A 26,331-nucleotide genomic window follows, 5' to 3' on the forward strand; every position below is an offset into this window, starting at 1 on the left:
TTAGTAGTACTTATATTATATCAAATTAACGCGGTGAATAGTTAAAGTAAAAGATTAAAAATAAAGGCTGTCGAGAGTTTCTCGACAGCCTGAGCACTGGAAACTTCCAGTGCTTTTTTCTGTTTTTAAAAATGTGGGGAAATTAAAAAGACAAGCCTCCGTGACTTGTCTTGGAATTGGCATATGCCATTATATATAAAACCTCAGCAGCAAGTTTACCCTCTTTTGGCCCCTCTGCCACCACGCTTTGATTCCGTATTGCGTTTGAGTGATGACAGGCGGTCTTCACTGTCCTTCAGGAATTTAGCCATTTTTGTCTCAAAGTTCTCTGGGCGGCTGTTGCGATTATCATTAGCTCTTCCTTGACGCGGGCGCTGGGAGTAGGGCTTAGAATCTGATCTCTCAGGTCTGGCGGGTCTTTCCGGTCTGTCGATGGCCTTTTTGATGGATAAACCAATCTTTCCATCTTTCTCGACATTAAGCACCTTTACCTCTACCTGATCCCCCACTTTTAAATGGTCATTGATATCCTTTACGTAATTATCGGCGACCTCGCTAATATGGACAAGCCCAGTTGATCCATCCGGCAACGCAATAAACGCTCCGAAATTGGTGATCCCTGTAACCTTTCCCTGTAACTTGCTGCCTACTTCGATTGACATAAAAAGAATGTTCCTCCTTAAAGATATAAAAAATCAAACTTATTACATATTATACCCAATTGAGAAAAAAAGTGTCAATAAACCGGCTTTTTGCATGGCTTTCCCTAGTTTTCATCAGGCAGCTTAAAGATAATTTCACCCTTTTCCGAAAGGAAATATTCACTTCTGGCCAGCTTTGCAATGTATTCATCATCATTAAGTTTGACGATCTCTTCTTCGAGGATTTCCTGACGTTTCTTAAGGCTGGAAAGCTCCTGTTTACGCTCTTCTACTACTTCCTGCTTTTGCTCCAGGGCGGAGGTTTGAGAAATGGTAGTAGAAATCATTAATACGGTAATGATTGAGGCAAAAGCAAAAAAGACTGTGAGGCGCCTGAATAACCGCTTTCGTTTCCTGTTTTCTGCAATCCCTGCTACTTCTTGCTGCTTTACATACTGGTTTTCGATTTTGGCTACATTTCGGTTCCTTAAGGCACTCATTTCCTCGCAGTCCTCCTTATTTTTTTATCTTTTTTATCCTATCTATCAGCTTAACAGTGTAATTCTTTAAGTGATCTGTAAATCCTGCCAATCTATTATATAATCTCTCGACGGTTTTTTTAATCTTTTTCGGCAAAAGCTTCCAAAAATAAGACAGCAGCATCTCAAATGGTTTCCCTGCCACTCTCAGAATCCATAGCAAAATAGCCAGGATGGTTTTAAGCAAGGACCAAATTCCCTTCCCTGCCAATAATAGAAGGGATACAATCGCCATGGTTAAAAAGCGCAAAGGCCTGTATATCAATGTGAATACGATTTTAACAGAAAGGCGGTAGGAGGCTACGGCCAATGAAATGACCCAATCCAGGATCTTCAAGTAAAGGCGTTTGATCAAGCTTTGATAAGCTGCAAATCCGCAAAGCAAGGCAATGAAAATATAAAACCGTAGCTCCCCCTGGTTAACAGAAAACAATACGTAAAAAACGGAAAGACCTTGGTAGACCCAAAAAAGAATATCATTGATAAAAATGATCCAGGTTTTTCGTTTGTGCCTCTGTAAAAATCGATTATACGTATCGAGCGAAGCCCCAAACAGGCTTCCCATTCCGATCATTGCAAGCATCGTAAGAAATTGAGTCGAAAGTGTCATCGAAACAGCTTGCTAAAGAAACCTTTAGCCTTCTCCCCATGCTGCTCATCAAGATAGACCAAATCAAATATTTTGCCTTTGATCGAGACAATCCCTTTATCAACATCCAGGTTCTTCATTTGCAGGTTCTGTCCTTTAATAGCCAGGAAGCCCATGACTGTTTCAAGCAAGAACTCCTCATTATCAAAGCTCTCCACTTGCTTTACACCAGAAATTTCAAGTGTCCGCCTTCCCCTCATGATGACATCATGGTCGGGAATGTTCCCTTTTTGCTGGTTCGGTTCAAAATATTGGCTCATTATATAATCCCCCACAATCGCTTATCACTGTTTGTACATATGTATGACTGCGGGGGTACAAATAGAACAAGCCGTTGGGGCCGATTCTACTCGTTCGTTTCGGAAAGGCGCTCTTCCTTGATGATTTGATACATTTCCGCTGCTTCTTCCTTCCGGGAGGTTTCCTGAACCCGTTCTATTTTTACAGTTACTCTTCTCTGGCCAAATCGGATGGTTAATTCATCCCCTACTTTGACATTTGTACTTGCTTTAGCCGGCACACCGTTAACAGCAATCCGTCCCTGGTCCGATACTTCCTTTGCCATTGTCCGCCTTTTAATCAGTCTGGACACCTTTAAAAATTTATCCAATCTCATAAAGATTAAACCTCCTTTTTTAAATACACTCTCTTTTTTCTTTTACAGTCCTTTTTGCTTGGCCTCATCCCAGAACTGGTCCAATTCTTGAAGTGTATAATCCTCAAAGCTCCGATTGCTTTCTCTGACCCTTCCTTCAATATAGGAAAAACGCCTGCTGAATTTTAAATTTGTCTTAAACAGGGCTTCTTCAGGATTTATTTTATAATGTCTTGCAACATTGACCAGCGCAAACAGAAGATCGCCGAATTCTAATTCGAGGGCTTCCTTGTCCTCCAGCTGTTTTGCTTCCTGGAATTCGTCGATTTCTTCCTTTACCTTGTTAATGACCGGGTCAATATCTAGCCAGTCAAATCCGGTTTTGGCAGCTTCCTTCTGAAGTTCATGAGCTTTTAGGAGATTGGGAAGTCCTTTTCCGATACCTTCAAGAATGGACTTATGCTCTATGCCTTTTTCTTTCTCTTTTATTTCCTGCCAGTTCTTTAATACTTCTTCCTCATCTTCCGCTACAATATCCCCAAATACATGCGGGTGCCGGCGGACCATCTTCTCAGAGATCCCCTCGATTACATCCTCGATGGTAAAGTACCCATCGTCTTCCCCTATTTGGGCATGGAGCATAACCTGGAGCAGCACATCTCCCAGCTCCTCAACCATATGATCAATATCCTCATTATTAATTGCCTCAATCAGCTCGTATGCTTCTTCTATCAAGTATTTCTTTAAGGAGGCGTGTGTCTGCTTTTTATCCCACGGACATCCATTTGGTCCTCGCAGTTCTGCTATGATCCGGCGAAATGAGGCGAATTCTCTGTATAGCAGTTCCTCATCTTTCACTGGAGGAACATAAACAGAAGTAAGGTTATTAACCTCCGTTACCCGGTCCAGTTCATATAACGGCACCCTCTGAAGCCTTTCCTCCTTGCTTCCGGCAGCTGTCACAATGACAACCTCATACTCATCAGGCAGCTTCTCCATCAATGTCAGTTTCACCTCTGATGCCACAAAGCGGTCATACACCTGTCCTATAATGGTATGGGTGCTGATCCTCAGGGTTTCTGCAGACAGGTCGGTGCCGTCCAGAAGCTGAAAGCCCTCAATAGGATCAATCTTCAGTGCTTGAAACATTGCATCCAGGAAGCTTTGGCCACCGCCAATCTCAATCTCCAAACCTTGTGCTTTCCCTCTATCAAGCAGCAGCTGTACCGTTTTCTCAGCCACCAGCGGATGCCCGGGAACGGCATAGACAATGGAACCGTCCTTCGCTTTTAAAAGAAGAGTTTCACATATTTCTTCATATAGATCGGCGAATTCATCATTTTTTTCATAGATGGAATCGAAAGAAATATAATTCAGCCCTTCTTTTTCGAGTTCACTTACTACAGGATGCTCCTTTGTCCGCAAATACAGATTCTTTTCCTCAAGGAGTAATTTATAGAGACCATAGGGAAGCTGGTTCAAATCACCAGCCCCCAGGCCAATAATTGTAATTTTATTGCTCATCGTCCATCGTCTCCTGTCTTTTTAGGCAGCAGAAACAGCAGTTTGCTCCCAAATGGAAGCATCAATAATTCCGTTTCTTTCAATACCCTGAATTTTATTACGATGATTAAATAGAGGGCCGCCCCAAAAACAACTGCCGAAACAGCCTGAAGGGCAGCTGCCAGCCGAAGCGGTGCAAGATATAGATAGAAAAAATCTGTCAGCTTCAGATAAACCTGCAAAAATAACCCCATTGCCCCGGAGGCAAGCAGAATTCTAAGAATAGAGCTTCCTGATAGGATTGGCCCTTTTAGTATGGTTCTTAGCCTTCCAGCCAAAACAGCCATCATAAATGCCATGGCAATCATCGTGGCCATGGCGGCTCCGTTTGTCCCCCAAAGCGGAATGAGAAAAAAGTTCAGACTATATTTTGCCAAAAATCCGCCCAATATGATGAGAGCTGGAAACATTGAATGATTTAATCCCTGCAATACCCCTATCACCGTAATCATAATGGAACCGGGTAAAATGATAAAGCTTAACAGTGCCAATACATTTGAACCGTCACTGTTTCTATACAGCATAATGTTTGTTGGTTCAATGATTGAATATAAGCCGATGGATGCAGCAGCCCCGACCAACAGGCTCAATTGAAGAGAGATCCTTACATTCTGCAGAACCTGTCCTTTGCGATTCCGCAGCTTTTCCCCTGAGATTGCAGGAACCAGGGAAAGAGCAAATGATGTAGCAACGACGGTCCCGAGCTGGATTAAAGGCTGCCCCCTGTCAAAAACCCCTTTGGCCTTCTTTGCTGCCTCTTCTGACAGGCCCGAGGACACTAATTGATTCAATAAATTAAGGGAGTCGGCCAGCTGCATCAGAATCAATGCCATTCCGCTTATACTGAAGGCAAACCCCTGTACCGTTAACGTTTTAATCACCGGCAGAGCTTCTCTGGCTGTTTGAACGATTTCGTGTCTCCCAAGAATTGAAATATCCCTTGCCCGCATATAAAAAGTGGCCAAAATGAAGCAGCTGACAATCCCGCCGGTGATGGACCCAATTACGGCCCCGCCGCCAGCCATATAGAGGGAATATCCCGACCTGACCAATAATAGGGCAAGCAGAAGAATCGTCAAGACCCTGATGAACTGCTCTCCAACCTGTGAAAGGGCGGTAGGAACCATATTTCCTCTCCCCTGGAAATAGCCCCTTAAAACAGAAATAAAGGGGAAAACCAAAAATGGGATGGCAACAATCCGAAATAGAAGAGCAAGCTTTTGATCTCCCATGACACCAGCCAGCCATTCAGCCCCAAAATAAAAAAAGCAGAAAAGGATAAGGCCCAAAACACATAAAAAGAACAAGGAAATCAGCAAAAGCCTGGCTGCCTTTTCCTTGTTTCCTTTGACGAGCTGTTCCGTATACAATTTTGAAATGACAACGGGAAAACCGTATGTAGAGAGGACCAGCAACCCTCCGTAAAATGGATAAACCTGCTGATAAATATAGAAACCGACATCCCCGACAATATTCTGAAAAGGAACCCGGTAAACGGCACTCAATATTTTTGACACTAAGGCGGCAACCGTCAAGATCAGTGCGCCCTTAAAAAAATCCTGTGACTGTGTTGCGGGCTTCATTGCCCATCTCCTTCCGATGCTGTTATCTAAAGTATTATAACATATGGGGCAATATGGAAATCAAAGGAGATGTCATGTATTTCAACTTTTCTTTTTCTGAGCGGCAAGATAAAAGACAGCCAAAAGGCTGCCTTATTTGAAAGTGTAGGATTTTATATTAGATCTGTTTATTGTTCCATTTGCCGTGCTAGGAAGCCAGCTGCTGTCTCGACCGCCTTTTGTTCAACATCTCCGAGTGTACCTTCCTTGGAGAAAATGATAACAGCTCCAATTGGGTCTCCGTTAGCAATGATCGGCCCAATGGTATACGCAGAAACAGTATCATCCACGCCGTCTATCAGCGCAACTGTGCCCTGCTGGTTCATCAGGACAGAACTGCGGTCCTCCATGGTTTTTTCCACGAGATCACTGATGTTTTTATTAAGGTAGTCTTTTTTCGAACCTCCAGCGACTGCGATAAAGGTATCCCTGTCGCAAATAAGGACCGGGTTTCCGAGACTGTCATATAACGCTTCTGCATATTCTTTTGCAAAGTCACTCAACTCGCTGATTGGAGAGTATTTCTTTAAAATGACTTCCCCATCGCGGTCAACGAAAATTTCTAACGGATCACCTTCACGAATACGAAGAGTTCTCCTGATTTCTTTGGGAATAACGACACGACCTAAATCATCGATCCGACGAACAATACCAGTTGCTTTCATCCAACGTTGCCTCACTTTCATCTGATGATTGTTTTTTGGAGATAGCGGAAACCTTTATTTATCCACTATTACCAAGATTGAACTTAGTATCTTTCATATGGAAAGTTCTATACACGCCCAAGAATATTTTCTCATAAGTGGTAAAGATGCCAAAAATGGATAATAACTCCAACTTTCTTACTTATGAATTACCCTTGTCTCGATTACTTGAAACACTTTCCAATTTTACATTTGTGTTACAAATGCAATTAGCTTAAGATACTGAGTTTTCCTCTTCTCTCACAGAGTCGTGAAGCCCTTTAATCATTTCAAATGTAATGGTGAACCATTCGTCTTTGTTCAGGCCTTTTGTCTGGACTGTCATTTTGAGTTTTTTTCCATCCATGCCAAGGCCTACATTTCTTCGATATTTATTGCTTATTTTAAAGATTTTCTGGCCGTCAATCCTGCTGCTTCCGTCTTCGGAAAGCAGAATGACCACCTCTTGTTTCGCTTGCTTGATGGTTTCTACCCCGGCAGTCTCAGCAAAGATCTTCAGTTCAGCAATTTTCAGCAGGCTTTCTACTTCCTCAGGATAATCACCAAATCTGTCCACCATTTCTTCCTGCAGCTCTTCAATATCGCTAAAGGATGTGAGACCGCGGAAACGTTTATACATTTCAATCTTTTGATGGCCATCGGTAATATACGATTCAGGGATATAGGCATCCACTTCAAGGTCAATTTCAACAGATGGCCTTTTCTTTTGTTCAGGGTCCGGTCTTCTCTCTTCAATCGCTTCCTTCAGCATTTGAGAATACAGATCGAATCCTACTGAGTCAATAAATCCATGCTGTTCTGCGCCTAACAGATTCCCTGCACCACGTATCGATAAGTCACGCATGGCAATTTTAAAACCGGAACCGAGCTCCGTAAATTCCTTGATGGCCTGCAGACGTTTTTCTGCCACCTCTGTCAGGACCTTGTCTTTTCGGTACGTAAAATAGGCATAGGCTACACGGTTGGACCGCCCAACCCGGCCTCTTAGCTGATAAAGCTGTGACAGGCCCATTTTATCAGCATCAAAGACAATCAATGTATTTACATTAGGGATGTCTACCCCAGTCTCGATAATTGTTGTACTGACAAGCACATCGAATTCGCCTTCCAGGAAGCCCAGCATAACAGATTCAAGTTCATTTTCTGTCATCTTCCCATGGGCGTACGTTACTCTGGCATCCGGTACAAGCATGGAGATTTCTTCTGCTTTCCTTTCAATATCCTCCACTCGGTTATAAAGGAAATAAACCTGCCCGTCCCTTGCAAGCTCCCTCTCAATTGCTTCACGGACAAGGCCGCCATTATACTCCATGACATAGGTCTGAACCGGAAACCTGTTTTCCGGCGGAGTCTCGATGACAGATAAATCACGCACCCCAAGCATGGACATATGAAGTGTCCGCGGGATAGGAGTCGCTGTCAGCGTCAATACATCAACGTTTGTCTTTAATTGCTTGATCTTTTCCTTATGGGTAACGCCAAAGCGCTGTTCCTCATCAATAATCAGCAGGCCAAGGTCTCGGTACTTAATATCCTTTGACAGGATCCGGTGTGTTCCGATCACAATGTCTACAGTCCCTGCATTTAACCCTTTAATGGTCTCATTCTGCTGCTTTCTTGTTCTGAACCTGCTTAATAGCCCTATATTGATTGGATGGTCTTGAAACCTTTCCCGGATCGTTTCGTAATGCTGCTGAGCCAAAATGGTTGTCGGGACAAGGAGAGCCACTTGCTTTCCATCAGCGATTGCTTTGAAGGCCGCCCTGATTGCCACCTCTGTTTTCCCGTATCCAACATCGCCGCAAAGCAGCCTGTCCATTGGCCGTTCATTTTCCATATCCTTTTTGATTTCATGTATCGACCTAAGCTGGTCCTCTGTCTCCTCATATGGGAAAGACGTTTCAAACTCCCTCTGCATATCTCCGTCTGGAGAAAACGCATAACCCCTGCTTGCTTCCCGTTCAGCATACAGCTTGATTAAGTCGTCGGCAATATTTTGGACCGAAGACTGCACCTTGCTCTTAACCCGTTTCCAATCGCTGCCCCCAAGCTTATAGACCTTAGGCTCTTTCCCCTCAGAACCTACGTACTTTTGGACAAGGTCGATCTGCTCGACTGGAACATAAAGCTTATCGGTCCCCTGATAACGGATATGAAGATAGTCTTTATGAACCCCGTTTATGATCAGGGTCTCAATCCCGAGATATTTTCCTATCCCGTGGTTGACGTGGACCACATAATCCCCGATTTTTAATTCGGAATAGCTTTTGATCCTTTCCGCATTCGTTAGCTTTTGGCGGCGGGGGGTCTTTTTGGTCCTTTTATTGAAAAGCTCCTCTTCCGTAATCACAGCAATTTTTTGGATCGGCAATTCAAACCCGGTATTCAGGCTTCCATTAATGATTTGTGCCCTTGCTGGAATGAGCTGCGTGTCTTTCACTTTAACGGCTTCAATTTCATAATCCTCCAGCACACGCTCGAGCTTCTGTGTCCGCTCATCATCAGGACCAAGGAAAATGACGGAATAATTTCCCTTTTTCCAGCGTTCCATCTCTGCTTTTAGAACATTGATCTGACCATGGAAGTTCTGCATTGGTTTACAGGACATATTAATTATATTTTGAGGATTTGTATTGGGTACATGTCTTAAAAACAGGCTCATGTACACGAATGGGTTGGCTGATTTTTGCAGCAGCTCAGGAAGGTGGTGGGAAACTTTTAAATCATGGACCATCTGCCCCTCGGCAAGCATGCTTGTATACCACTCTGCTTCTTCTTTATTAAGGGATTCATTCATTTCCTGAACCCTGCTGATTTCATCGATAAAAACAAATCCATTGGCAGGCAAGTAATCTAGCAAACTTTGAGGCGTATCATAAGCAATGGACATGTATTTAAACATTTGATCAGGCTTTTGCCCGTTCTTGAGCTGCTCGAGCTCATAGCTAATATTTTGTGATAATTGATTTTTGGCTTTCTCATCTTTCAGTTTTTTAAGACTTTTGGAAAGCCCATCCTCAAGACCGGCAAGCATTTTCTCTAAATTGGCCGGTTCCGTTGGATACTCTGTGGCCGGGCCTACTGAAATGGCCGTAAGTTTTTCCTTCGACCTTTGGTCTTCAAGTGAAAACGATCGGATTGAATCAATCTCTGTATCAAAGAGCTCCAGCCGGTATGGATCTGCAGCAGTAAGCGGATATAAATCAATAATCCCCCCGCGCACGCTGAACTCGCCCGGTGCCGATACAAGGTCTGAGCGTACGTAACCCATGCTGACTAACTGGTGAAGCGTTTTATCGAGATCAATATCATCTCCAACGGAAAAATTCATTTGGAATTTAGTCCACATTTCCTTTGGCGGAAGAATCTTTCGAAGCCCGGCCATCGGGGCAATCACTATTCCCTGTTTCTTGCTCGCCCAATGGTTCAGTGCGTCGATTCTTTGAGCCTTTAGTTCAGGGGATGATACACTGATTTCTGCGGCGATCAATTCATTTGCAGGATAAAGATACACATTCGTTTCCCCGACTAGTCCCGCCAGATCATCGTACAGTTTTTGCGCCTGCAGTAAATTATGAGTAACCACCAGGACAGGGCGGTTTGTCTTTTCATAAATAGAGGCTAAAAAAACAGTCCTGGCTGACCCTGAAAGACCGGCCACAAGCTGTTCCTTAAGGCCAACCTCCATTCCGGAAATAACTGAATGGACATCGTCCTGCTGACTAAAAAGAGCTTTAAGCCCTTGCATTCCAACCTCTCCCTCACTAAGAAATGCTCCAGTAATCTTACTGGAGCTAGATCATATCTAGCTAAAAAATTCAATTCAGTATCTATTATAATAACAGGTCAAAATATAAATAGAAAAATGCTTTGGAGGAGATGTCCAAAGCGTTTCAGTGAATAAGGTAGTCATTTTCATGGAACCCTGGATTTCGTTCAAGCGATTCCTGACAATCTTCACAGATGGATTTTACATCAATGTCTCCATTGCCTGTATACGAAATCATCTCATTCCGTTCCTCATCCGTCAACTTATGGAATCCCAAGCTTTCGCTGTGGACAGAAACCTTGTCCAGCGAACCAATTTTTGTTCCACAATGACGGCAGTAGTAATTCATGGCCATGCCTGTCCCCTCCTGTTCATCCGGTCAATAATATTATTCACCGATTGGAAGGAACTTATTCATAGCTTATTTTATGCCGGAGGCCGTCCTTTTATGATTATTGATTATAGGTGTTCATCACTTGGAGAAACGGCTTTTCAAGCCACTCGCCGCAAGCATCGCATGCCTTTTGAACAGCCTGGTCGATATCAGCCTGCTCCTCATCCAAAAACCTTCCAAGCACATAATCGGTGATGGCCATTCCATTTTGCGGGCGGCTGATGCCAACGCGGACCCGTTTGAATTCCTGGGTGCCGGTATGTGCAATTGTCGACTTGATGCCATTGTGGCCTCCGGCGCTGCCTTTTTGCCTTAGCCTGATTTTGCCCGTCGGAAGGTCTAAATCATCATAGATTACCAGCAAATCGTCTATTCCCATATCGTAGTAATCCATCAATGGTCGGATGGATTCACCAGAAAGATTCATATACGTCAGCGGCTTTAAAAGAAAAACCTTCTCCCCTTTGACAATTCCGCTCCCAAATAGGCCCTTAAATTTTGTCTGGTTCAGCGGGATATTGAATCGATTGGAAAGCGCATCGATCACATTAAACCCAATATTATGTCTTGTATTCTCATATTGTCTGCCTGGATTCCCAAGGCCCACAAATAATTTCATCCTTTTATCCTCCGATACAGCATGCAGAATCTAAAAAGGAATAGACGCAACCCTTAAGGCTGCGTCTATTCTTCTAGCTTTCGCTTTCTTCGCTTGCTTCGGTCTCTCTTCCTTCTTCATTTTCAGGTGTGCCAGGCTCTTGCTGCTCCCCTGAACTAATTTCCTCTTCCTGCCTCGGAGCAAGGATGGAGGCGAGAACAAGCGATTCATCGTCATTAATTTGATAATTATTGTTTGTTTTTAAATCCGCTACCATGAGGGTTTCACCCACCTGCAGATTGGTGACATCCAGCTCTACCGCAGCAGGGATATTTCCTGGTGTTGCGGTGACGGAGATCTCGTGCACCGGCTGCTGCAGCACGCCGCCATCCTTGACACCGGCTGCTTCACCTGTAAGGTTCAGCCTTACGGTTGCAGTAATTTCAGACCCCATATCCACCGCAATAAAATCGGCATGCAGGATGTCTCTTTTAATGGAGTCCTCCTGATAATCACTTAGCATTACTTCTGTAGTATTTCCGCCGACATCAAGGGAGATAATCCCGTTTCTTCCCACTTCACGGATGGTCTTAAGGAAATCCACGCTGTCTACATAAACAGATTGGCTCTCTTGATTCCTTCCGTACACCACAGCTGGAATATTGCCTTCAGCCCTTAGTCGTTTCAAACTGGAATGTTGTAAATCAGTGCGTTCATTTGCTTTCAATACGGCACCCATATTTTTCCGTCCCCTTCCAAATGCAAATTTAAGGCATGTCATTTAAAAAATGCCCCAAATTGACCGAAATTAAACGTCTGCATTGTTCCGGAACAGTGGGATGCAGGGGAAGGCCTGCCCGAAAGCAAGCCTGAATTTGCCTATATTAATCAAAGAGTGTACTAACTGATTGTTCTTCATGGACACGAATGATCGCTTCCCCAAGCAGAGGCGCCACGGACAGCTCAGTAATTTTTCCAATCCTTTTCTCTTCAGGAAGAGCAATTGTGTTGGTAACGACCAATTCTTTAATTTTAGAGTTATCAATTCGCTCGATTGCCGGACCCGAAAGGACTGGGTGGGTACAGCAGGCGAGGACCTCAAGTGCCCCATTCTCGACAAGGGCATTCGCAGCCAGCGTAATGGTTCCCGCAGTATCGATGATGTCGTCGATCAATATCGCCACTTTGCCTTCAATATTTCCGACGATATTCATGATCTCTGCAACATTTGGACGCGGACGGCGCTTATCGATGATGGCAATAGGGGCTTTTAAACGTTCTGCCAGTTTCCTTGCCCTTGTCACTCCGCCGTGGTCAGGGGAAACAACAACAATATCCCCGTCATAGTTTTTATTTTTATAATATTGTGCCAGGATCGGCACACCCAATAACTGGTCTGTCGGGATATCGAAGAAACCTTGGATTTGCGGTGCATGTAAATCAAGTGTAATCACGCGGGTCGCTCCAGCTGTTTCAAGGAGATTTGCAACAAGCTTTGCAGTAATCGGCTCACGCGCCCTGGCTTTTCTGTCCTGACGGGCATATCCGTAGTAAGGAATCACCAGATTAATGGTCTTGGCAGAAGCGCGTTTTAACGCATCAATCATGATCAGCAGCTCCATGATATGCTCATTGACTGGAGCGCTGGTGGATTGAATGATGAAAACATCACAGCCGCGGATGCTTTCCTCGATATTGATTTGGATTTCTCCATCGCTGAACCGGGAAACAGAACATTTCCCTAATTCCACACCGATTACCTTTGCAATTTCCTCAGCTAAAGCTTTATTGGAATTCAGCGTAAACACCTTTAAATTTGGGTCTAAATATTGGTTTGTCATCATGGACCTCCAAGTTATTTCTTTAAATTCAATTTCCCTGCATAATCTTCTTTATTCACCTGGCGTGCCCGTGCAATCGCAAGACCTTCTCCTGGAACATCTTCTGTAATTGTAGAGCCAGCGGCCACATAGGCCCCTTTTCCAACTGTCACTGGTGCAACGAGATTGGAGTTGCAGCCAATGAAAACACCATCCTCTATTTTCGTCAGATGCTTGTTCTTTCCGTCATAATTCACTGTGATGGTACCGCAGCCGATGTTCACATCACTGCCAACCTCAGCGTCCCCGATATAGCTCAAATGGGAAGCTTTGCTGCCTTTCCCGAATACAGCCTTTTTAATCTCCACAAAGTTGCCAATCTTCACTTCATCATGGATTTCTGACTTTGGCCTGATATGTGCAAATGGACCAATATTCACCTGGGAGCCAATTTCACTATCAAAGGCCGCGGATTGGCGGATAACAGTATTGTTGCCAATTTCGCAGTTTTCAATTTCACTGTTCGGGCCGATTTTACAGTCCGTCCCGATCACTGTGCTGCCGGAAATAACGGTTCCCGGATAAATGACAGTATCTGAACCAATCGAAACAGCCGATCCAATATAAGTATTTGCGGGATCAATGAGGGATACTCCGTTGCGCATATGAGACTCATTAATTCTTTTCCTCATGATCCTTTCCGCTTCCGCCAGCGCAACCCTGTCATTGACGCCCATCGTTTCCTCGAAGTTATCAGTGACATAGGCAGAAACAATTTCTCCCTGTTTCTTTAAAATTTCAATCACATCCGGAAGGTAATATTCCCCCTGGACATTATCATTTGATACATTTTCCAAAGCCTCAAATAACGCCTTGTTATCAAAACAGTATGTACCCGTATTAATTTCATCAATAGCCCGTTCTGCTTCTGTAGCATCCTTATGCTCAACGATTTTTTCTACAAGGCCCCCCTCATTCCGGATAATACGTCCGTATCCGGCAGGGTCTTCTGCTCTTGCTGTCAGGATGGTTGCCTTGGCACCCGTCTCTTCATGATGATGAAATAAAGCTTCCATTGTCTCGGCCTTCACTAATGGAGTATCGCCGCAAACAACAATGGTAACTCCCTCTTTGCCAGCGAGCATTTCCTTCGACTGCAGCACAGCATGAGCGGTTCCGAGCTGAGCCTCCTGCAGGGCGTAGTGGCTCGCTGCTCCAAGCTGTGCCTTGACCTTCTCGGCACCATGACCGACAATCGTGACGATTTCATTTATATTAAGACTCTTCACTTGATCAACGACATGCTGGACCATGGGTTTCCCACAAACTGGATGAAGCACTTTATACAGCTTCGATTTCATCCTGGTACCCTGGCCGGCAGCTAAAATAACGGCATAACGATTAGACATCAACAAGCCCCCAATTTACCTTTTTATCCATTAAAAATATATCCTATAATACAGCAGATTTCAACATAAGGTGGCCCAGTACAATATTTTTACAGAAAGATTAGGGAAAAGGACCGGCGGGGAAACAAAAGAGAAGTTTAAAAATAGGCTTAGCGGGAAAATAAAAAAGAGCCTTACTTGTGAGTAGGCCCCTGTTGATTATAATCTTAACTAATTGAATGGCTTAAGAAGCTCCAGCTTCTTCAAATTCCACTTCCAACTCACCTAAACGGTGGTATTCTGCCAATACAGCATCCTGGATTTTGCCACGTGTGCCCGAATTAATTGGATGGGCGATATCACGAAACTCTCCGTCTGGTGTGCGCTTGCTTGGCATCGCGACGAAAAGCCCATTATTTCCATCTATGACACGAATATCATGAACAACAAATTCGTTATCAAGCGTGATAGAAGCAATCGCTCTCATCCGTCCATCTGTATTCACACGGCGTAATCTTACGTCAGTCACTTCCATTCGTTCCACCACCTTTTGTAAAAGATAAAATCTAGTTTATTAAATTCAACAACAATTCCAATTTTCCTTCTTAATTCCATAAATAATTTTTAAAAAGTAAAGCAATTCCGTTAAATGAAAGGGCAAACATTCCACTTTAAGAGGCAAAGACCTTATGAATTATATACAAAAGGTGGAAAAATAAACATGAATTTACATATAAAAAAGCGCCCGTTTATTTCACGAGCGCAATAACTTCGATTTCCACAAGTGCATCTTTAGGGAGCCTTGCAACCTCTACACAGGAACGTGCCGGCTTATGGGTGCTGAAATATTCACCATACACCTCGTTGACTTGTGCAAACTCATCCATATTTTTAATAAATACAGTCGCTTTCACTACAGTCTCCAGGGAAGCACCAGCCTCTTCCAGAACCGCAGCAAGGTTTTTAAATACCTGATGTGTCTGAGCCTTGACATCCCCCTCAACCATTACACCTTCTGCTGTCAAAGGGATCTGACCCGAACTGTAAAACAGGTTATTGACGACAATTCCTTGACAGTATGGTCCAATCGCTGCAGGCGCATTGCTTGTTTGTACAATTTTCATTTTTCTCTCCACTCTTTTCGTTTTAGATTCAGTTAAAATAATTGCCCTGGCTTACATCGATTTTCTTATCCTTCAGGTCTACATTAGAAAGACGCACCAGGGAAACGTAATCATCGACAAGCCTTTCCTCTGTATCTACCGATTCGACAAGGACAGCAATTCCCGCAACAGCAGCATTAAACTCCTGCAACAGATCCACCATTCCATTGATGGTGCCGCCAGCCTTCATAAAATCATCGACAATCAGAACACGCGATCCTTCTGACAGGCTCCTTTTTGATAGTACCATCGTCTGTATCCTTTTTGAAGAGCCCGATACGTAATTAATGCTTACAGTCGACCCTTCCGTTACCTTGGGGTCCCTTCGGACAATAACGACCGGGACATTAAGGAATCCAGCCACCGCATAGGCAATGGGTATTCCTTTTGTGGCAACAGTCATGACTGCATCAATCTCTGCCTTTGCAAAGGCTGAAGCAATGATTCTGCCTACATTTTTTAGAATTGCAGGGTTGCCGAGGATGTCATTCATATATAAATAACCTCCTGGCAGCAGACGATCGGGGCTTTCCATGATACTGCACAGATCATGAATCAGCCGTATGGCTTCCTCCTGGTGCACATTCACGGAAAACCTTACTCCCCCTGCCGCTCCGGGAACCGTTTGCAAAATTCCAATTCCCCGCTGTTCAAATGTTTCTTTAATTATGCCTAAATCCTCACTGATCGATGACTTGGCTGATTCATATTTCTCAGCAAAATATGTGAGAGGAACCAGTTCGCGGGGATGCTCGAGCAAATAATTCGTCATGTCAATCAAACGTTCACTCCGCCTAAATTTCATCCATGAACCTCCAAAATCCGAATAATATATGAATATTATATCTTAATTATACGGATTTAATCAAGGACTCTTAAAAATCCTCATTTTTCTTTTGTTTTGATTGCCCTTGTCTGGATTTCAATCCAATGTATGCCTTTCCCCAAGCATCCGGACGGCAAATACCTGATCGCAAAATCCACGGAGCCCATTGTAAATTCTGTGCATGCGTGAGTCATGCTCGACAAGGCTGAATACGGTCGGTCCACTGCCGCTCATTAACACGGCGTCTGCCCCAAATCGTTTCATTTGATCTTTAATCTGGGCAACCTCAGGATGGAGCTCAAGCGTCACCTCTTCCAGAACGTTCCCGACATTGCTGCAAACCATTTTAAAGTCATTCTCCTCAATGGCCTTGATCATCCCTTTCGTATCCGGATGATGAACTCCCTCCGGCTTAAGCCTGCGGTACACTTCTGCTGTTGATACCCCAATAAACGGCTTAGCCAGTACAATCCAGCAAGTTGGCGGGGCGGGCAGTTCCTGAATTACCTCACCTCTGCCTGTTGCCAGAGCCGTTCCTCCATATACACAAAAAGAAACATCCGAACCGATTTCCGACCCTAACTGGGCAAGCTCGTCCATAGTGAGCCCTAATCCCCAAAGCTTATTCAGCCCTCTCAGCGTTGCCGCTGCATCACTGCTCCCCCCTGCAAGCCCTGCTGCTACAGGGATCGTCTTCTCAATCGTAATAGAAACCCCTTTTTTAACGTTAAACCGTTCTTTTAGCAATGAAGCAGCCTGGTATGCGAGGTTCCGCTGATCATCCGGGACAAAGCGATTATGCGAGTTAATCCTGATTGTGTCTCTGTCGAGTAACCCCAGCTCGACCCGGTCGGCCAAATCAATTGTCGTCATGACCATTTCCACCTCGTGGTAGCCGTCTGGCCGCTTATGCAGTACATCAAGCGACAGATTGATTTTAGCCGGTGCTTTTATTAAAAGCTTCAATCCTTCCACCTACTTTTAAAACATTCATCGATGTCCATTTTTTTGTCCTATTTTACCATAAAAACAAAAAGAAAAGGAGAATGCGTCGAAAAGGAGCTCCTGGATAAAAAAAAACCGGAGCAAAAGGCCCCGGTTCGCCACGGTAACATTGAATTAGCAATCTGCTTGAAGGCAGGTGACACTTTGTTTCACCGAAAAGTTACTGTTTCTGGTTCATGAGCTGCTGCTCGGCAAGTTCAATGGCACGTTTTACCATATTCCCTGCATCCCTGGCTTTGATTCCTCCCCAGCCTTCCCTTTGGACAACATCGTAGAAACCAAGTTCTTTTGCAAGCTCTTCTTTAAACCCTTCTGACATAACTCCTCTTCGTCTGCCCACGAGGACCCATCTCCTTTCGTCACCGTGGCATTTTTATTATTCTTACCTAGCATTCATTTCATAAGCGCCTAATTTATCCTGTTTCATTTACTGGATTCGACATATTCCGAAATTCTTTTTTAGTCAAAATAAAAAGCAGTAAACATATACGTCCACTGCCCGCTCTGCCTTAAGCAATTAGCTTAAAGCCATATTTCCTGTAGTATCTTCATAGAAAGTAATTTGTACCGTTTCCGTTAAAACATCTGCATAGCTGTACGATACCCGTTCAAAAGCATTTTCATCCTGATCCAGTTCAATTACAAAAACTGAAGGATAGGTTTCAGCCAGAATTCCTGAACGCTCAATGGTCTTTCTGCGTCCACCGTTCGCCTTGAGCAAAAGTCTTTTTCCTAAATTTGAATCAAGAGCTTTTTTAATATCCAATAATGTTTTTGGCATTCGGTCCACCTCACTATGTCAAGTATAACATGCTGACACAACTTCGTCAAATAAAAACATAAATTATAACAGTCCTTAAATTTAAATGTCAACATTTTTCGGTCTGCTTTTTCTTCTAATTTTCAACATTATTAGCGTTTCCTGCTTCTAAACAATTTATGTACCAAGGATTAACATTCTCTCACCTATACTTGCAGGAATTTGCCATAACTTTTCATGCAAGTATACCGTTGCCAGCCTTTGCCCCTTTTTACCTTGCACTGGCTATCTATCCCCTGAACAGTATGGAAACGTCACGGTACTTGTCCACCATCAGCGATTTCCACTCCCTCCTGCCTTAATGCTAGTTCATTCAAAAAAAGCAGCCGCTGGATGCGGTCTGCTTCATTATGGTTCTTCCTTTTTTTTATTATAGGGCATCCCATTGCGCAGGACCCCTTTGGTTTCGATGCCGCCAAGTCCCTTCTCCCCTGTGAGTGTGTTCTTGAGCACATCCCAGACATTGATTCGGTCCATAAAAGGGGTAAAGCTGATTTTGGAAACAATATAAACAGGATCCAGGGCATGGATATTTACCCGTGCAGGAGAACTTGCAAAATTGGCCCCTGCCTGTATGAGTGATTCAAAGTGAGACTGACAGGCACCAGCAAAAATGACGAGCTGGTCCAGATGAGGTGTTTTTCTTCTTGCTTCCCGGACGGTCTGGACAAAATGCCTTGAATGGCGGTATGCATTCAAATCCTCTATCGTTCCCTTCGACTTTGAATAAGCATCGTGACCAGTAATGACCAGGATATCAGGACGGTAAAAGTCAAGCAGGCCACTGATCTTTACAGGCATTTCTTTTTCGCTGCAGTGAACCCCAAATACCGGTACCCCGACTCTTTCATAAAGAGCCATGCATTTTTTTAAATAGTTTGCATCCCCGTCAATATGAAGCACCCTTCCCGGCATTTGAAAATAGTTTAGCTCATTGCTGTAGCCGTCGGTTACTTCGTATTCACGTCTTTGTTTTAATAATTCAACATCCTGCCGAAACAAAAAGTATGATTGCTCCTCACGCGAACGTCCCTTTTCTTCAAGGCGTCTCCGCGAATCCAAATCCATTCGGATCAGATCCTCATAAGGGGCGTCTGCCACCAGCCTGAATTCCTCTCCATAAAGGATGGCAGTCTTTTTCCCATTTTCCTCTTTTATGTCAATCACTCTGAACATGATGTCACAGTTATACGAAAACCTTCCAACTATATCCATTAACTTTATGCCCACGATCGTCACTCCAAATAGGCCATGCCTGAGAGTATTGTTGTTCTTTGTTAGGCTATGCAGGATCTATATAGTTGGTGAACATGACAGTACAGTATCCTGCCGCTTTTCACACCAGGAATCTTCAACAGAAAAAGGCCCGGAGTGATCCGGGCTTACCTGAAAACTGGATATAAAGCGTCACTCAGGAGGCCAAACTCTTCAAGGGATAAGGTCTCTCCCCTCCTGGATTCTTCAATGCCGGCTTCCTTAAGGGCAGAGACAATCTCCTCCTTTTTTTGCTTCCCATCAGGCAGCTGACTTGTAAGGTTATTAAGGATCGTCTTTCGTCTTTGAGCAAAGCTTGCCCTGGTAACCTGAAAGAAAAATGACTCATCTTTTACTTTTACAGCCGGCTCCTCTCTAAGCGTCAGCCTGATTACGGCAGAGTCCACATTCGGCTGCGGCATAAAAACCGTCTTGGGTACGACCATAACAGTTTCAGCCTTTGTATAATACTGGATGGCTATCGACAGGGAACCGTACTCCTTAGTCCCTGGGCGTGCAGCGATCCTGTCCGCTACCTCTTTCTGAAGCATTCCCACAATCCCGCGGATCGGGAGTTTTTCCTCAAGCAGTTTCATGATGATTGGTGTGGTTACATAATATGGCAGGTTGGCCACCACCATGATGTCTTTGAATTCAGCAAGCTCCTGGCTGATCATCTCATGTACATCAGCTTTCAAAATATCCTTGTGGATAATTTTAACATTCTGGTAAGGGGAAAGTGTATCCTCCAGGATCGGCAAAAGCCTCTGGTCAATTTCAAAAGCCACTACCTTCTTGCTTCTTCGCGCAAGCTGTTCTGTCAGCGCCCCGATCCCCGGGCCAATCTCAATCGCTGCAGTTTCGTCTGTTAGCCCAGCATGGTCTACAATTCTGTTGAGTATATTGGTATCAATTAAAAAATTCTGCCCAAGACTTTTTTTGAAGGAAAAACCGTATTTTTCTAAAATCTCCTTAGTCCTGACCGGAGTCGCTATATCTTTATTCATGGATGTCCTCCTGTCTTAGTTTCAAAATGGCCTCGGCAAATTCTTGCCGGCTTACCTGGAACATCATAAGTCTTTTGTGCAGCTGCTTCCCATTTGTATATCCTATTTTGAGGATATTGCCAAGCAGCTCCCGCCTCTCTTTTGCACCTGGCCCAGCAATGAGGCCGGCATCAAGCAAATCTTCACGCGAGATTTCTTCATTTTCGGTCTCTTGCATGTATTGTGCATCTTTCAAGGCTTCCCTGATCACTTCCGGTTTGGCATGCTCTACTCCAATGCCCCGTCCAGCCTTTGGAAGTGCCAGCTCCTTCGCAATGAAAGCATGCTTGCACCCAGGGATTTGTTCTGCAATTGTCTTGCGTATTTTTTCTCCGGGAAAATCCGGATCGGTCAGGACGATAACCCCGCGTGCCTGCTGTGCTTTCCTGATCATATCAAGTGTTTTATTGTTAATAGCGGAACCATTTGTTTCAATCGTATCTGCATTTACAGCCCTTTTGACTGCGGTTGTATCATCCTTGCCTTCGACTACAATCAATTCTTTTATCTTCATATAATATCCGAAATTCCTCCGTAAAAAAATTAAAAAAACTGAAACATATTTGCAACATTATCCGTCTATATATATAACAGCATCTTCATTATTTGTCTTGTTTATTTTGTTCAGCAGTGCCAGGCCCCAGCGGGTCATGTAACATCCCATTCTATCCAGCAGCTACCAGCCTGCCCGGCTTTACAGGATAACAGCCATTGGCCTGCGACCAATATATTGCGTTACTGACCTGCTTCTAAAAGATTTCCACTTTTCCTATTATACCTTAAAACTAAAAATAGAAAATGCAGAGGAAATATCCCCTGCATTCATTGGCTAATTGAGTATTTTAATTTTGACGCGCTTATTTCCCCAGCGATAGGCTTGGGAGTTGTTGGGAACGAACACATCTATTTTATTTCCCTTAATGGCTCCTCCTGTGTCCGCGGCAATGGCATACCCATATCCTTCAACATGGACTTTGCTGCCCAATGGGATGACACTTGGGTCAACCGCAATCACTTTTGCATTTGGATTTGACTTCAGGTTAAGCCCTGTTGCTGTAACTCCAGAACAGCCATTGCAGCCTGCCGTATAGGCAGTGGCATTGACGTAAAATTCCTTGCCAGAGCTCGAGGTGTTTGAGCTCGAGGTGCCTGAACTTGAGGCTGGGGTAGGGGTACTTCCCCTTGAAACCTGAACAACGGTTTCTTTTGTTCCCATCGCTACAATTTTATCCTGTTTGTCTCTTACCTTTTTCTCGCTGACAAGTTTTCTGGCTACTTCCTTGCCATCTTCCAATACAACTTCATATTTCTTGGAAAGCAAGCCTTCCCTGCCTTCCGTCACGACTTTTTGCGCCCCTTTTTCCAGGGTGCCGTCCTTTTTTGTAACGACTGCAAATTTAACTGGTTCTTCCACTACATCGGTGACTTTTTCAACTCGAATGACCTTTATTAAGGTTTCTTTAGTGACTGTTTCTGTCAGTGCAGGTTCAACTCGGTCCAATTCATTGAGCTCGATTCCTTGCTGTGATAAAAAGTCAGCGACCGTAGTCGAAGTTGACCATCCTTTTTGTTCTTTTCCGCCAACCTTGACTTTTAACGGAAAAGCTCTTTGAATGTCAATCTTCAAATCTTTCTTTAACTTTGCATCCGGGCCAGGGGTTAATTTGTCGTGTTCCTTAATGATAATCTTTTGTTCCTTTAAAAATTCTTCTACGGTGTCTGAAGCAGTCCAATATGTCTTCTTTTTCTGATCATCTACCAACTGAACCTGTTTTGCCGGCTTCCACACAATTTCAAGGTCATCCTTTACTTTTGCATTTGTGGCCATGGATAAGTAGTCTTCTGTGCCAAGAGAGATATTAAGTTCATCGAATAATTCCTGAATTGTGGCTGCGTGTGTTTTTACTACTTTTTCTTGGCCATCCAGTGTCAGCGCAACTGTCTTCTTTGTTCCTTCGTACAAGAAGAAACCGAGAGCAGAAAGAAACACTAGGAAACTAGCAGAAAGGATTGCCAGCTTTTTTTTACTCAAAGACTTGGAAAACAGGTTTTTCATAAATTGGGTTACTATGAAAAACGCCTCCTTTTTTCTCGAGTGATATCAAACAATGCTGCCGACGCATCAACCCAAAAAACCTTTCCCCGAACGCAATCCCTATTATGCAAGATGTTTTTGTAAAAGGAAAGAAGGACTTATCGACAAGGTTATCCTATGTTGAAAGGAATTTCTGTAGAACTTTTAAGAAAATAAAAAAATTAGGACAACCTTTCGGATAAATCGACAGCATTCGTTATCACTTTATGCCGAATAATTTTTTTGCATTTTCACTGGTTGCATGAGCCACTTCTTCAAGGGAGATTCCCTTCAGCTCAGCAATTTGTTCTGCCACCAATTTTACATAGGCAGGCTCATTTCGTTTTCCCCGGTACGGATGGGGAGTCAAGTATGGACAGTCTGTTTCAACCAGCAGGCGGTCAAGATCTACTGCTTGTGCAACCTCCTTAGGCTTTTTCGCATTCTTGAAGGTTACAGGCCCGCCCAGAGATATGTAAAAGTTCATATCAATGCATTCCTGTGCCGTTTCTACGCTGCCGCTGTAGCAATGCATAATTCCTCCGACCTCTTTGGCATCCTCTTCTTTCAGGATCTCGACAATATCGGCTGTTGCATCGCGGTTATGAATGATTATAGGTAGACCCACTTCTTTTGCCAGTCGGATTTGTTTTCGAAAAACGTCCTTTTGGATTTCCCTGGGAGATTTATCCCAATGATAATCAAGTCCCATTTCCCCTAAGGCGACGACCTTGGGATGGGCAGATAATTCCCGCAGCCAGTCTAAATCTTCAGGAGTCATATCAATTGCATCGACTGGGTGCCACCCAACGCTCGCATGGATGAACTCATGCTCCTCGCACAGCTCGATCGCCCTGGTAATGGTTGGCCTGTCAAAGCCGACGACAACCATATGGGAAACTCCCTCAGTCTTAGCCCTTTCAATAACCTCCTGCAAATCATCATTGAACTGTTCCGCATTCAAATGCACATGCGTGTCAAAAAGCATCGTTTATACCCCTTTTGCTGCCTAATATATATTTCTTGCCTATGGTGCTTTTTATGTCCTTTTTTCACTAAATCCCGCTATGAAAAAGATGGAAGCCCTTTTTCATAAAATTTGTCAGTATCATACCTTGATTGTAGGCGTAAATGCAAATTATAGCTTCTGAACATAAAGATTGTAAATAAAAAAACATAGAAATGTTACATACGAAACATTTCTATGTTTTCCCCGTTCATCTTATTTTACTCTTGCTCCTACCGGAAGGGACTCTGCTATCGTAGCGAGTGACAGCACGTCATCCTTTGAACCAGCAAGGATCATGCCCTCTGAAAGCTCCCCTCGAAGTTTCACAGGCTTCAGGTTTGTTACGCATATCACCTTGCGTCCAATCAGATCCTCCGGCTTGTAATGTTTGGCAATCCCCGAGACAACCTGGCGTTTCTCATAGCCCAGATTAAGCTGAAGCTTCAGAAGTTTGTCTGCCTTTTTAACAGGCTCGGCGTGAATCACCTCTGCAACCCGCAATTCGACTTTCATAAAGTCATCAATTGTAATTTCCGGCTGCAATTCAGGCTTCTCCTCCTGAACCGGAGCAGGTGTTCCCTGCATCTTGTCCTTGATGAAAGCAATCTCTTCTTCCATCTCGAGACGCGGGAAGATTGGTTCACCCTTCTGGACCTTTGTTCCTTCAGGAATAAGACCAAACTGCTCAAGACTTTCCCAGCTGATGAGCGAAGGATGGTTAATATTGAGTTGTTCGAAAATTTTTCCTGGAGTCCGTGTCAGGAAAGGCTGCAGCAGGATAGCCGTCTGTCGCAGTGATTCTGCTAAATGTGCCATCACTTGTCCGAGCTGCTCTTTATTTTCCTCATCCTTTGCCAGTACCCAAGGCTGTGTTTCATCAATATACTTATTTGTACGGCTGACAAGCTGCCAGATGGCAGTAAGAGCTACAGAAAACTCCATGTTTTCCATCGCTTCTTCGTATTTCCTCACACTTTCCTTGCTGACCTCCAGAAGCTGTTTGTCAAACTCCCCGGCTGAGCCTTGATATACAGGGACCACCCCTTCAAAATAGCGGTTGATCATGGCCACGGTTCTGTTCAAAAGATTCCCAAGGTCATTGGCTAAATCAAAATTGACTCTTTCCACAAATCCTTCCGGAGTGAATACCCCGTCCGATCCAAATGGGACTTCACGAAGGAGGTAATAACGCAATGCATCAAGGCCATACCGGTCAATCAATGTGACAGGATCTACGACATTTCCTTTTGATTTGGACATCTTGCCATCCTTCATTAACAGCCATCCGTGGGCAAACACCTTTTTAGGCAGCGGAAGGTCAAGTGCCATCAGCATGATTGGCCAGTAAATAGTATGGAAGCGGACAATTTCCTTCCCGACAAGATGGACATCAGCCGGCCAGTATTTCTGGTATTTGGAATCATCCTCCGCCCCATATCCCAAAGCCGTAATATAGTTGGACAGGGCATCGATCCAGACATAAATGACATGCTTGGGATCTCCTGGAACCTTGATTCCCCAGTCGAATGTAGTTCTTGATACGGCAAGGTCCTCAAGTCCCGGCTTGATAAAATTGTTGATCATTTCGTTCTTGCGGGACTCCGGCTGGATAAAATCCGGATTCTCTTCATAATACTGAAGAAGCCTGTCCGCATATTTGCTCATCTTAAAGAAGTAGGATTCTTCCTTCACTTTCTCTACAGGCCGTCCGCAATCCGGACAGTTCCCGCCTTCAAGCTGGCGGTCGGTATAAAAAGACTCACAAGGAGTACAATACCAGCCTTCATATTGATCAAGATAGATATCTCCCTGTTCAACAAGACGTGCAAACAGCTTTTCTACAGTCTGCTTATGACGGTCCTGGGTTGTCCGGATAAAATCATCATAGGATATATCGAGCTTCTTCCAGAGATCCTGAATTCCGGATACGATTTCATCTACATATGCCTGAGGAGTTACTCCCTTTTCTTCTGCATTTCGCTGGATTTTTTGACCATGCTCGTCGGTTCCTGTTAAATACATCACGTCAAATCCGCGCATTCTTTTATAACGTGCCATTGCATCCCCTGCTACAGTGGTATAGGCATGGCCGATATGCAAATTACCGCTTGGGTAATAGATGGGTGTCGTCAGATAAAACGTCTTCGATTTTTCCTTCATCAAAACTGCCTCCTTGTCCTTTGATCTCAAAGTCATTCTAATTCACTATTATACCGCTCATCCTTCATCTTTTCCATGTTGTCGAAAGTCAATAGAAATATTGTCGAATTTTCATGTAAAATCCAAAAAAATATTATGTATATAATAACAATTTTATTAAGATTTCGTCTCGAAATAGAGATATTTGGTATTATACTATAGTTAAAAATTCCTTTTAATCCTATAACAATGCGATTCCTGACAATTGTTAAAATCTACTAAAATAAGAAAAATAAAATAATTGACGTATATGGGAATGGCTGGTATTATTAAAAATATAAAAAAATAAATGTCGAAAATTGACGAATATAGAGATAACACATCAATGGAGAGGGGATAAGAAACATGAAATCTACTGGTATTGTACGTAAAGTTGATGAGCTTGGCCGTGTAGTTATTCCAATTGAACTAAGAAGAACTCTTGGTATTGCAGAGAAAGATGCTTTGGAGATCTATGTTGATGATGACCGCATCATTCTTAAAAAATACAAGCCAAATATGACTTGCCAAATTACTGGGGAAGTTTCTGACAACAACATCACACTTGCAGGCGGAAAATTAATTCTTAGCCGTGAAGGTGCAGAACAGCTCCTAAAGGAAATCCAAAATTCATTTGAGCCTGTAAAGGCCTAATTTTAAGCTTCTCCAGAACA

The 26,331-nt window shown here is 43.7% G+C and carries 27 protein-coding genes; 1 reads left to right on the top strand and 26 read right to left on the bottom strand.

Annotation, left to right across the window (positions count from 1 at the left end):
• Window positions 1-215: 215 nt before the first annotated feature.
• The 26 genes from EV146_RS25805 to metG all read right to left on the bottom strand — a co-directional run bounded on the left by EV146_RS25805 (window position 216) and on the right by metG (window position 25,639).
• A complete protein-coding gene (locus EV146_RS25805) occupies window positions 216-662 on the bottom strand; it encodes a S1 domain-containing RNA-binding protein (protein ID WP_121610355.1) in 447 nt (148 codons plus the stop codon).
• A gap of 104 nt (window positions 663-766) precedes the next feature.
• On the bottom strand, window positions 767-1,141 hold the full coding sequence (locus EV146_RS25810) for an FtsB family cell division protein (protein WP_121610356.1): 375 nt from the start codon (window positions 1,139-1,141) through the stop codon (window positions 767-769).
• 16 nt (window positions 1,142-1,157) lie between these two features.
• Window positions 1,158-1,790: a spore cortex biosynthesis protein YabQ gene (gene yabQ, locus EV146_RS25815; RefSeq protein ID WP_132011492.1), complete on the bottom strand. Its 633-nt coding sequence runs from the start codon at window positions 1,788-1,790 to the stop codon at window positions 1,158-1,160.
• On the bottom strand, window positions 1,787-2,089 hold the full coding sequence (gene yabP / locus EV146_RS25820) for a sporulation protein YabP (protein WP_121610358.1): 303 nt from the start codon (window positions 2,087-2,089) through the stop codon (window positions 1,787-1,789). Before yabP ends, yabQ begins: the two co-directional genes overlap by 4 nt.
• Window positions 2,090-2,175: 86 nt before the next feature.
• Window positions 2,176-2,445 carry an RNA-binding S4 domain-containing protein gene (locus tag EV146_RS25825; protein WP_121610359.1) on the bottom strand — a complete coding sequence of 90 codons (270 nt, stop codon included), beginning with the start codon at window positions 2,443-2,445 and terminating at the stop codon, window positions 2,176-2,178.
• Window positions 2,446-2,487: 42 nt separating this feature from the next.
• On the bottom strand, window positions 2,488-3,948 hold the full coding sequence (yabN, locus tag EV146_RS25830; RefSeq protein ID WP_132011493.1) for a bifunctional methyltransferase/pyrophosphohydrolase YabN: 1,461 nt from the start codon (window positions 3,946-3,948) through the stop codon (window positions 2,488-2,490).
• Window positions 3,945-5,570, bottom strand: coding sequence for a putative polysaccharide biosynthesis protein (locus tag EV146_RS25835; RefSeq protein ID WP_132011494.1), 1,626 nt, complete (start codon window positions 5,568-5,570; stop codon window positions 3,945-3,947). The genes yabN and EV146_RS25835 overlap by 4 nt, the downstream gene beginning before the upstream one ends.
• A 167-nt stretch (window positions 5,571-5,737) precedes the next feature.
• Window positions 5,738-6,274, bottom strand: a complete 537-nt coding sequence (gene spoVT / locus EV146_RS25840; RefSeq protein ID WP_121610362.1) for a stage V sporulation protein T — start codon at window positions 6,272-6,274, stop codon at window positions 5,738-5,740.
• A gap of 253 nt (window positions 6,275-6,527) precedes the next feature.
• On the bottom strand, window positions 6,528-10,061 hold the full coding sequence (gene mfd / locus EV146_RS25845; protein ID WP_132011495.1) for a transcription-repair coupling factor: 3,534 nt from the start codon (window positions 10,059-10,061) through the stop codon (window positions 6,528-6,530).
• A 145-nt stretch (window positions 10,062-10,206) separates the two neighbouring features.
• Complete coding sequence (locus tag EV146_RS25850; protein ID WP_121610364.1) at window positions 10,207-10,437, bottom strand: anti-sigma-F factor Fin; 231 nt, start codon at window positions 10,435-10,437, stop codon at window positions 10,207-10,209.
• A 97-nt stretch (window positions 10,438-10,534) separates the two neighbouring features.
• Window positions 10,535-11,095 carry an aminoacyl-tRNA hydrolase gene (pth, locus tag EV146_RS25855; RefSeq protein WP_132011496.1) on the bottom strand — a complete coding sequence of 187 codons (561 nt, stop codon included), beginning with the start codon at window positions 11,093-11,095 and terminating at the stop codon, window positions 10,535-10,537.
• Window positions 11,096-11,168: 73 nt separating this feature from the next.
• Complete coding sequence (locus EV146_RS25860; RefSeq protein WP_132011497.1) at window positions 11,169-11,813, bottom strand: 50S ribosomal protein L25/general stress protein Ctc; 645 nt, start codon at window positions 11,811-11,813, stop codon at window positions 11,169-11,171.
• 145 nt (window positions 11,814-11,958) lie between these two features.
• Window positions 11,959-12,915 carry a ribose-phosphate diphosphokinase gene (locus EV146_RS25865; protein WP_121610367.1) on the bottom strand — a complete coding sequence of 319 codons (957 nt, stop codon included), beginning with the start codon at window positions 12,913-12,915 and terminating at the stop codon, window positions 11,959-11,961.
• A 14-nt stretch (window positions 12,916-12,929) separates the two neighbouring features.
• Window positions 12,930-14,303, bottom strand: a complete 1,374-nt coding sequence (glmU, locus tag EV146_RS25870) for a bifunctional UDP-N-acetylglucosamine diphosphorylase/glucosamine-1-phosphate N-acetyltransferase GlmU (RefSeq protein WP_132011498.1) — start codon at window positions 14,301-14,303, stop codon at window positions 12,930-12,932.
• Window positions 14,304-14,526: 223 nt separating this feature from the next.
• Window positions 14,527-14,817: a septation regulator SpoVG gene (gene spoVG, locus EV146_RS25875; protein WP_023613316.1), complete on the bottom strand. Its 291-nt coding sequence runs from the start codon at window positions 14,815-14,817 to the stop codon at window positions 14,527-14,529.
• A gap of 214 nt (window positions 14,818-15,031) precedes the next feature.
• The gene (gene ridA, locus EV146_RS25880; RefSeq protein WP_121610369.1) at window positions 15,032-15,406 is read right to left on the bottom strand and encodes a 2-iminobutanoate/2-iminopropanoate deaminase; all 375 of its coding nucleotides are present in this window, start codon (window positions 15,404-15,406) and stop codon (window positions 15,032-15,034) included.
• A 28-nt stretch (window positions 15,407-15,434) separates the two neighbouring features.
• Window positions 15,435-16,250: a pur operon repressor gene (purR, locus tag EV146_RS25885; RefSeq protein ID WP_132011499.1), complete on the bottom strand. Its 816-nt coding sequence runs from the start codon at window positions 16,248-16,250 to the stop codon at window positions 15,435-15,437.
• A gap of 117 nt (window positions 16,251-16,367) precedes the next feature.
• A complete protein-coding gene (gene ispE / locus EV146_RS25890) occupies window positions 16,368-17,237 on the bottom strand; it encodes a 4-(cytidine 5'-diphospho)-2-C-methyl-D-erythritol kinase (protein ID WP_121610371.1) in 870 nt (289 codons plus the stop codon).
• Window positions 17,238-17,436: 199 nt separating this feature from the next.
• Window positions 17,437-17,616: a small, acid-soluble spore protein, alpha/beta type gene (locus tag EV146_RS25895; protein WP_121610372.1), complete on the bottom strand. Its 180-nt coding sequence runs from the start codon at window positions 17,614-17,616 to the stop codon at window positions 17,437-17,439.
• A gap of 177 nt (window positions 17,617-17,793) precedes the next feature.
• A complete protein-coding gene (gene veg / locus EV146_RS25900; RefSeq protein ID WP_121610373.1) occupies window positions 17,794-18,057 on the bottom strand; it encodes a biofilm formation stimulator Veg in 264 nt (87 codons plus the stop codon).
• A 387-nt stretch (window positions 18,058-18,444) separates the two neighbouring features.
• Window positions 18,445-19,326: a sporulation peptidase YabG gene (gene yabG / locus EV146_RS25905; RefSeq protein ID WP_132011500.1), complete on the bottom strand. Its 882-nt coding sequence runs from the start codon at window positions 19,324-19,326 to the stop codon at window positions 18,445-18,447.
• 152 nt (window positions 19,327-19,478) lie between these two features.
• Window positions 19,479-20,357 carry a 16S rRNA (adenine(1518)-N(6)/adenine(1519)-N(6))-dimethyltransferase RsmA gene (gene rsmA / locus EV146_RS25910; RefSeq protein WP_132011501.1) on the bottom strand — a complete coding sequence of 293 codons (879 nt, stop codon included), beginning with the start codon at window positions 20,355-20,357 and terminating at the stop codon, window positions 19,479-19,481.
• Window positions 20,350-20,910: a ribonuclease M5 gene (gene rnmV, locus EV146_RS25915; RefSeq protein ID WP_121610375.1), complete on the bottom strand. Its 561-nt coding sequence runs from the start codon at window positions 20,908-20,910 to the stop codon at window positions 20,350-20,352. Before rnmV ends, rsmA begins: the two co-directional genes overlap by 8 nt.
• 315 nt (window positions 20,911-21,225) lie before the next feature.
• On the bottom strand, window positions 21,226-22,452 hold the full coding sequence (locus EV146_RS25920) for a G5 and 3D domain-containing protein (protein ID WP_132011502.1): 1,227 nt from the start codon (window positions 22,450-22,452) through the stop codon (window positions 21,226-21,228).
• Window positions 22,453-22,690: 238 nt separating this feature from the next.
• The gene (locus tag EV146_RS25925; protein WP_132011503.1) at window positions 22,691-23,458 is read right to left on the bottom strand and encodes a TatD family hydrolase; all 768 of its coding nucleotides are present in this window, start codon (window positions 23,456-23,458) and stop codon (window positions 22,691-22,693) included.
• Between the two features lie 234 nt (window positions 23,459-23,692).
• On the bottom strand, window positions 23,693-25,639 hold the full coding sequence (gene metG / locus EV146_RS25930; protein WP_132011504.1) for a methionine--tRNA ligase: 1,947 nt from the start codon (window positions 25,637-25,639) through the stop codon (window positions 23,693-23,695).
• A gap of 384 nt (window positions 25,640-26,023) precedes the next feature.
• On the opposite strand from metG, the gene EV146_RS25935 reads away from it, so the two are divergent.
• Entirely contained in the window at window positions 26,024-26,311 is a 288-nt protein-coding gene (locus tag EV146_RS25935) for an AbrB/MazE/SpoVT family DNA-binding domain-containing protein (protein WP_121610379.1), read from the top strand.
• Window positions 26,312-26,331 lie beyond the last annotated feature (20 nt).

It is taken from the genome of Mesobacillus foraminis (assembly GCF_004340465.1).
GTDB classification, from domain to species: domain Bacteria; phylum Bacillota; class Bacilli; order Bacillales; family Cytobacillaceae; genus Mesobacillus_B; species Mesobacillus_B foraminis.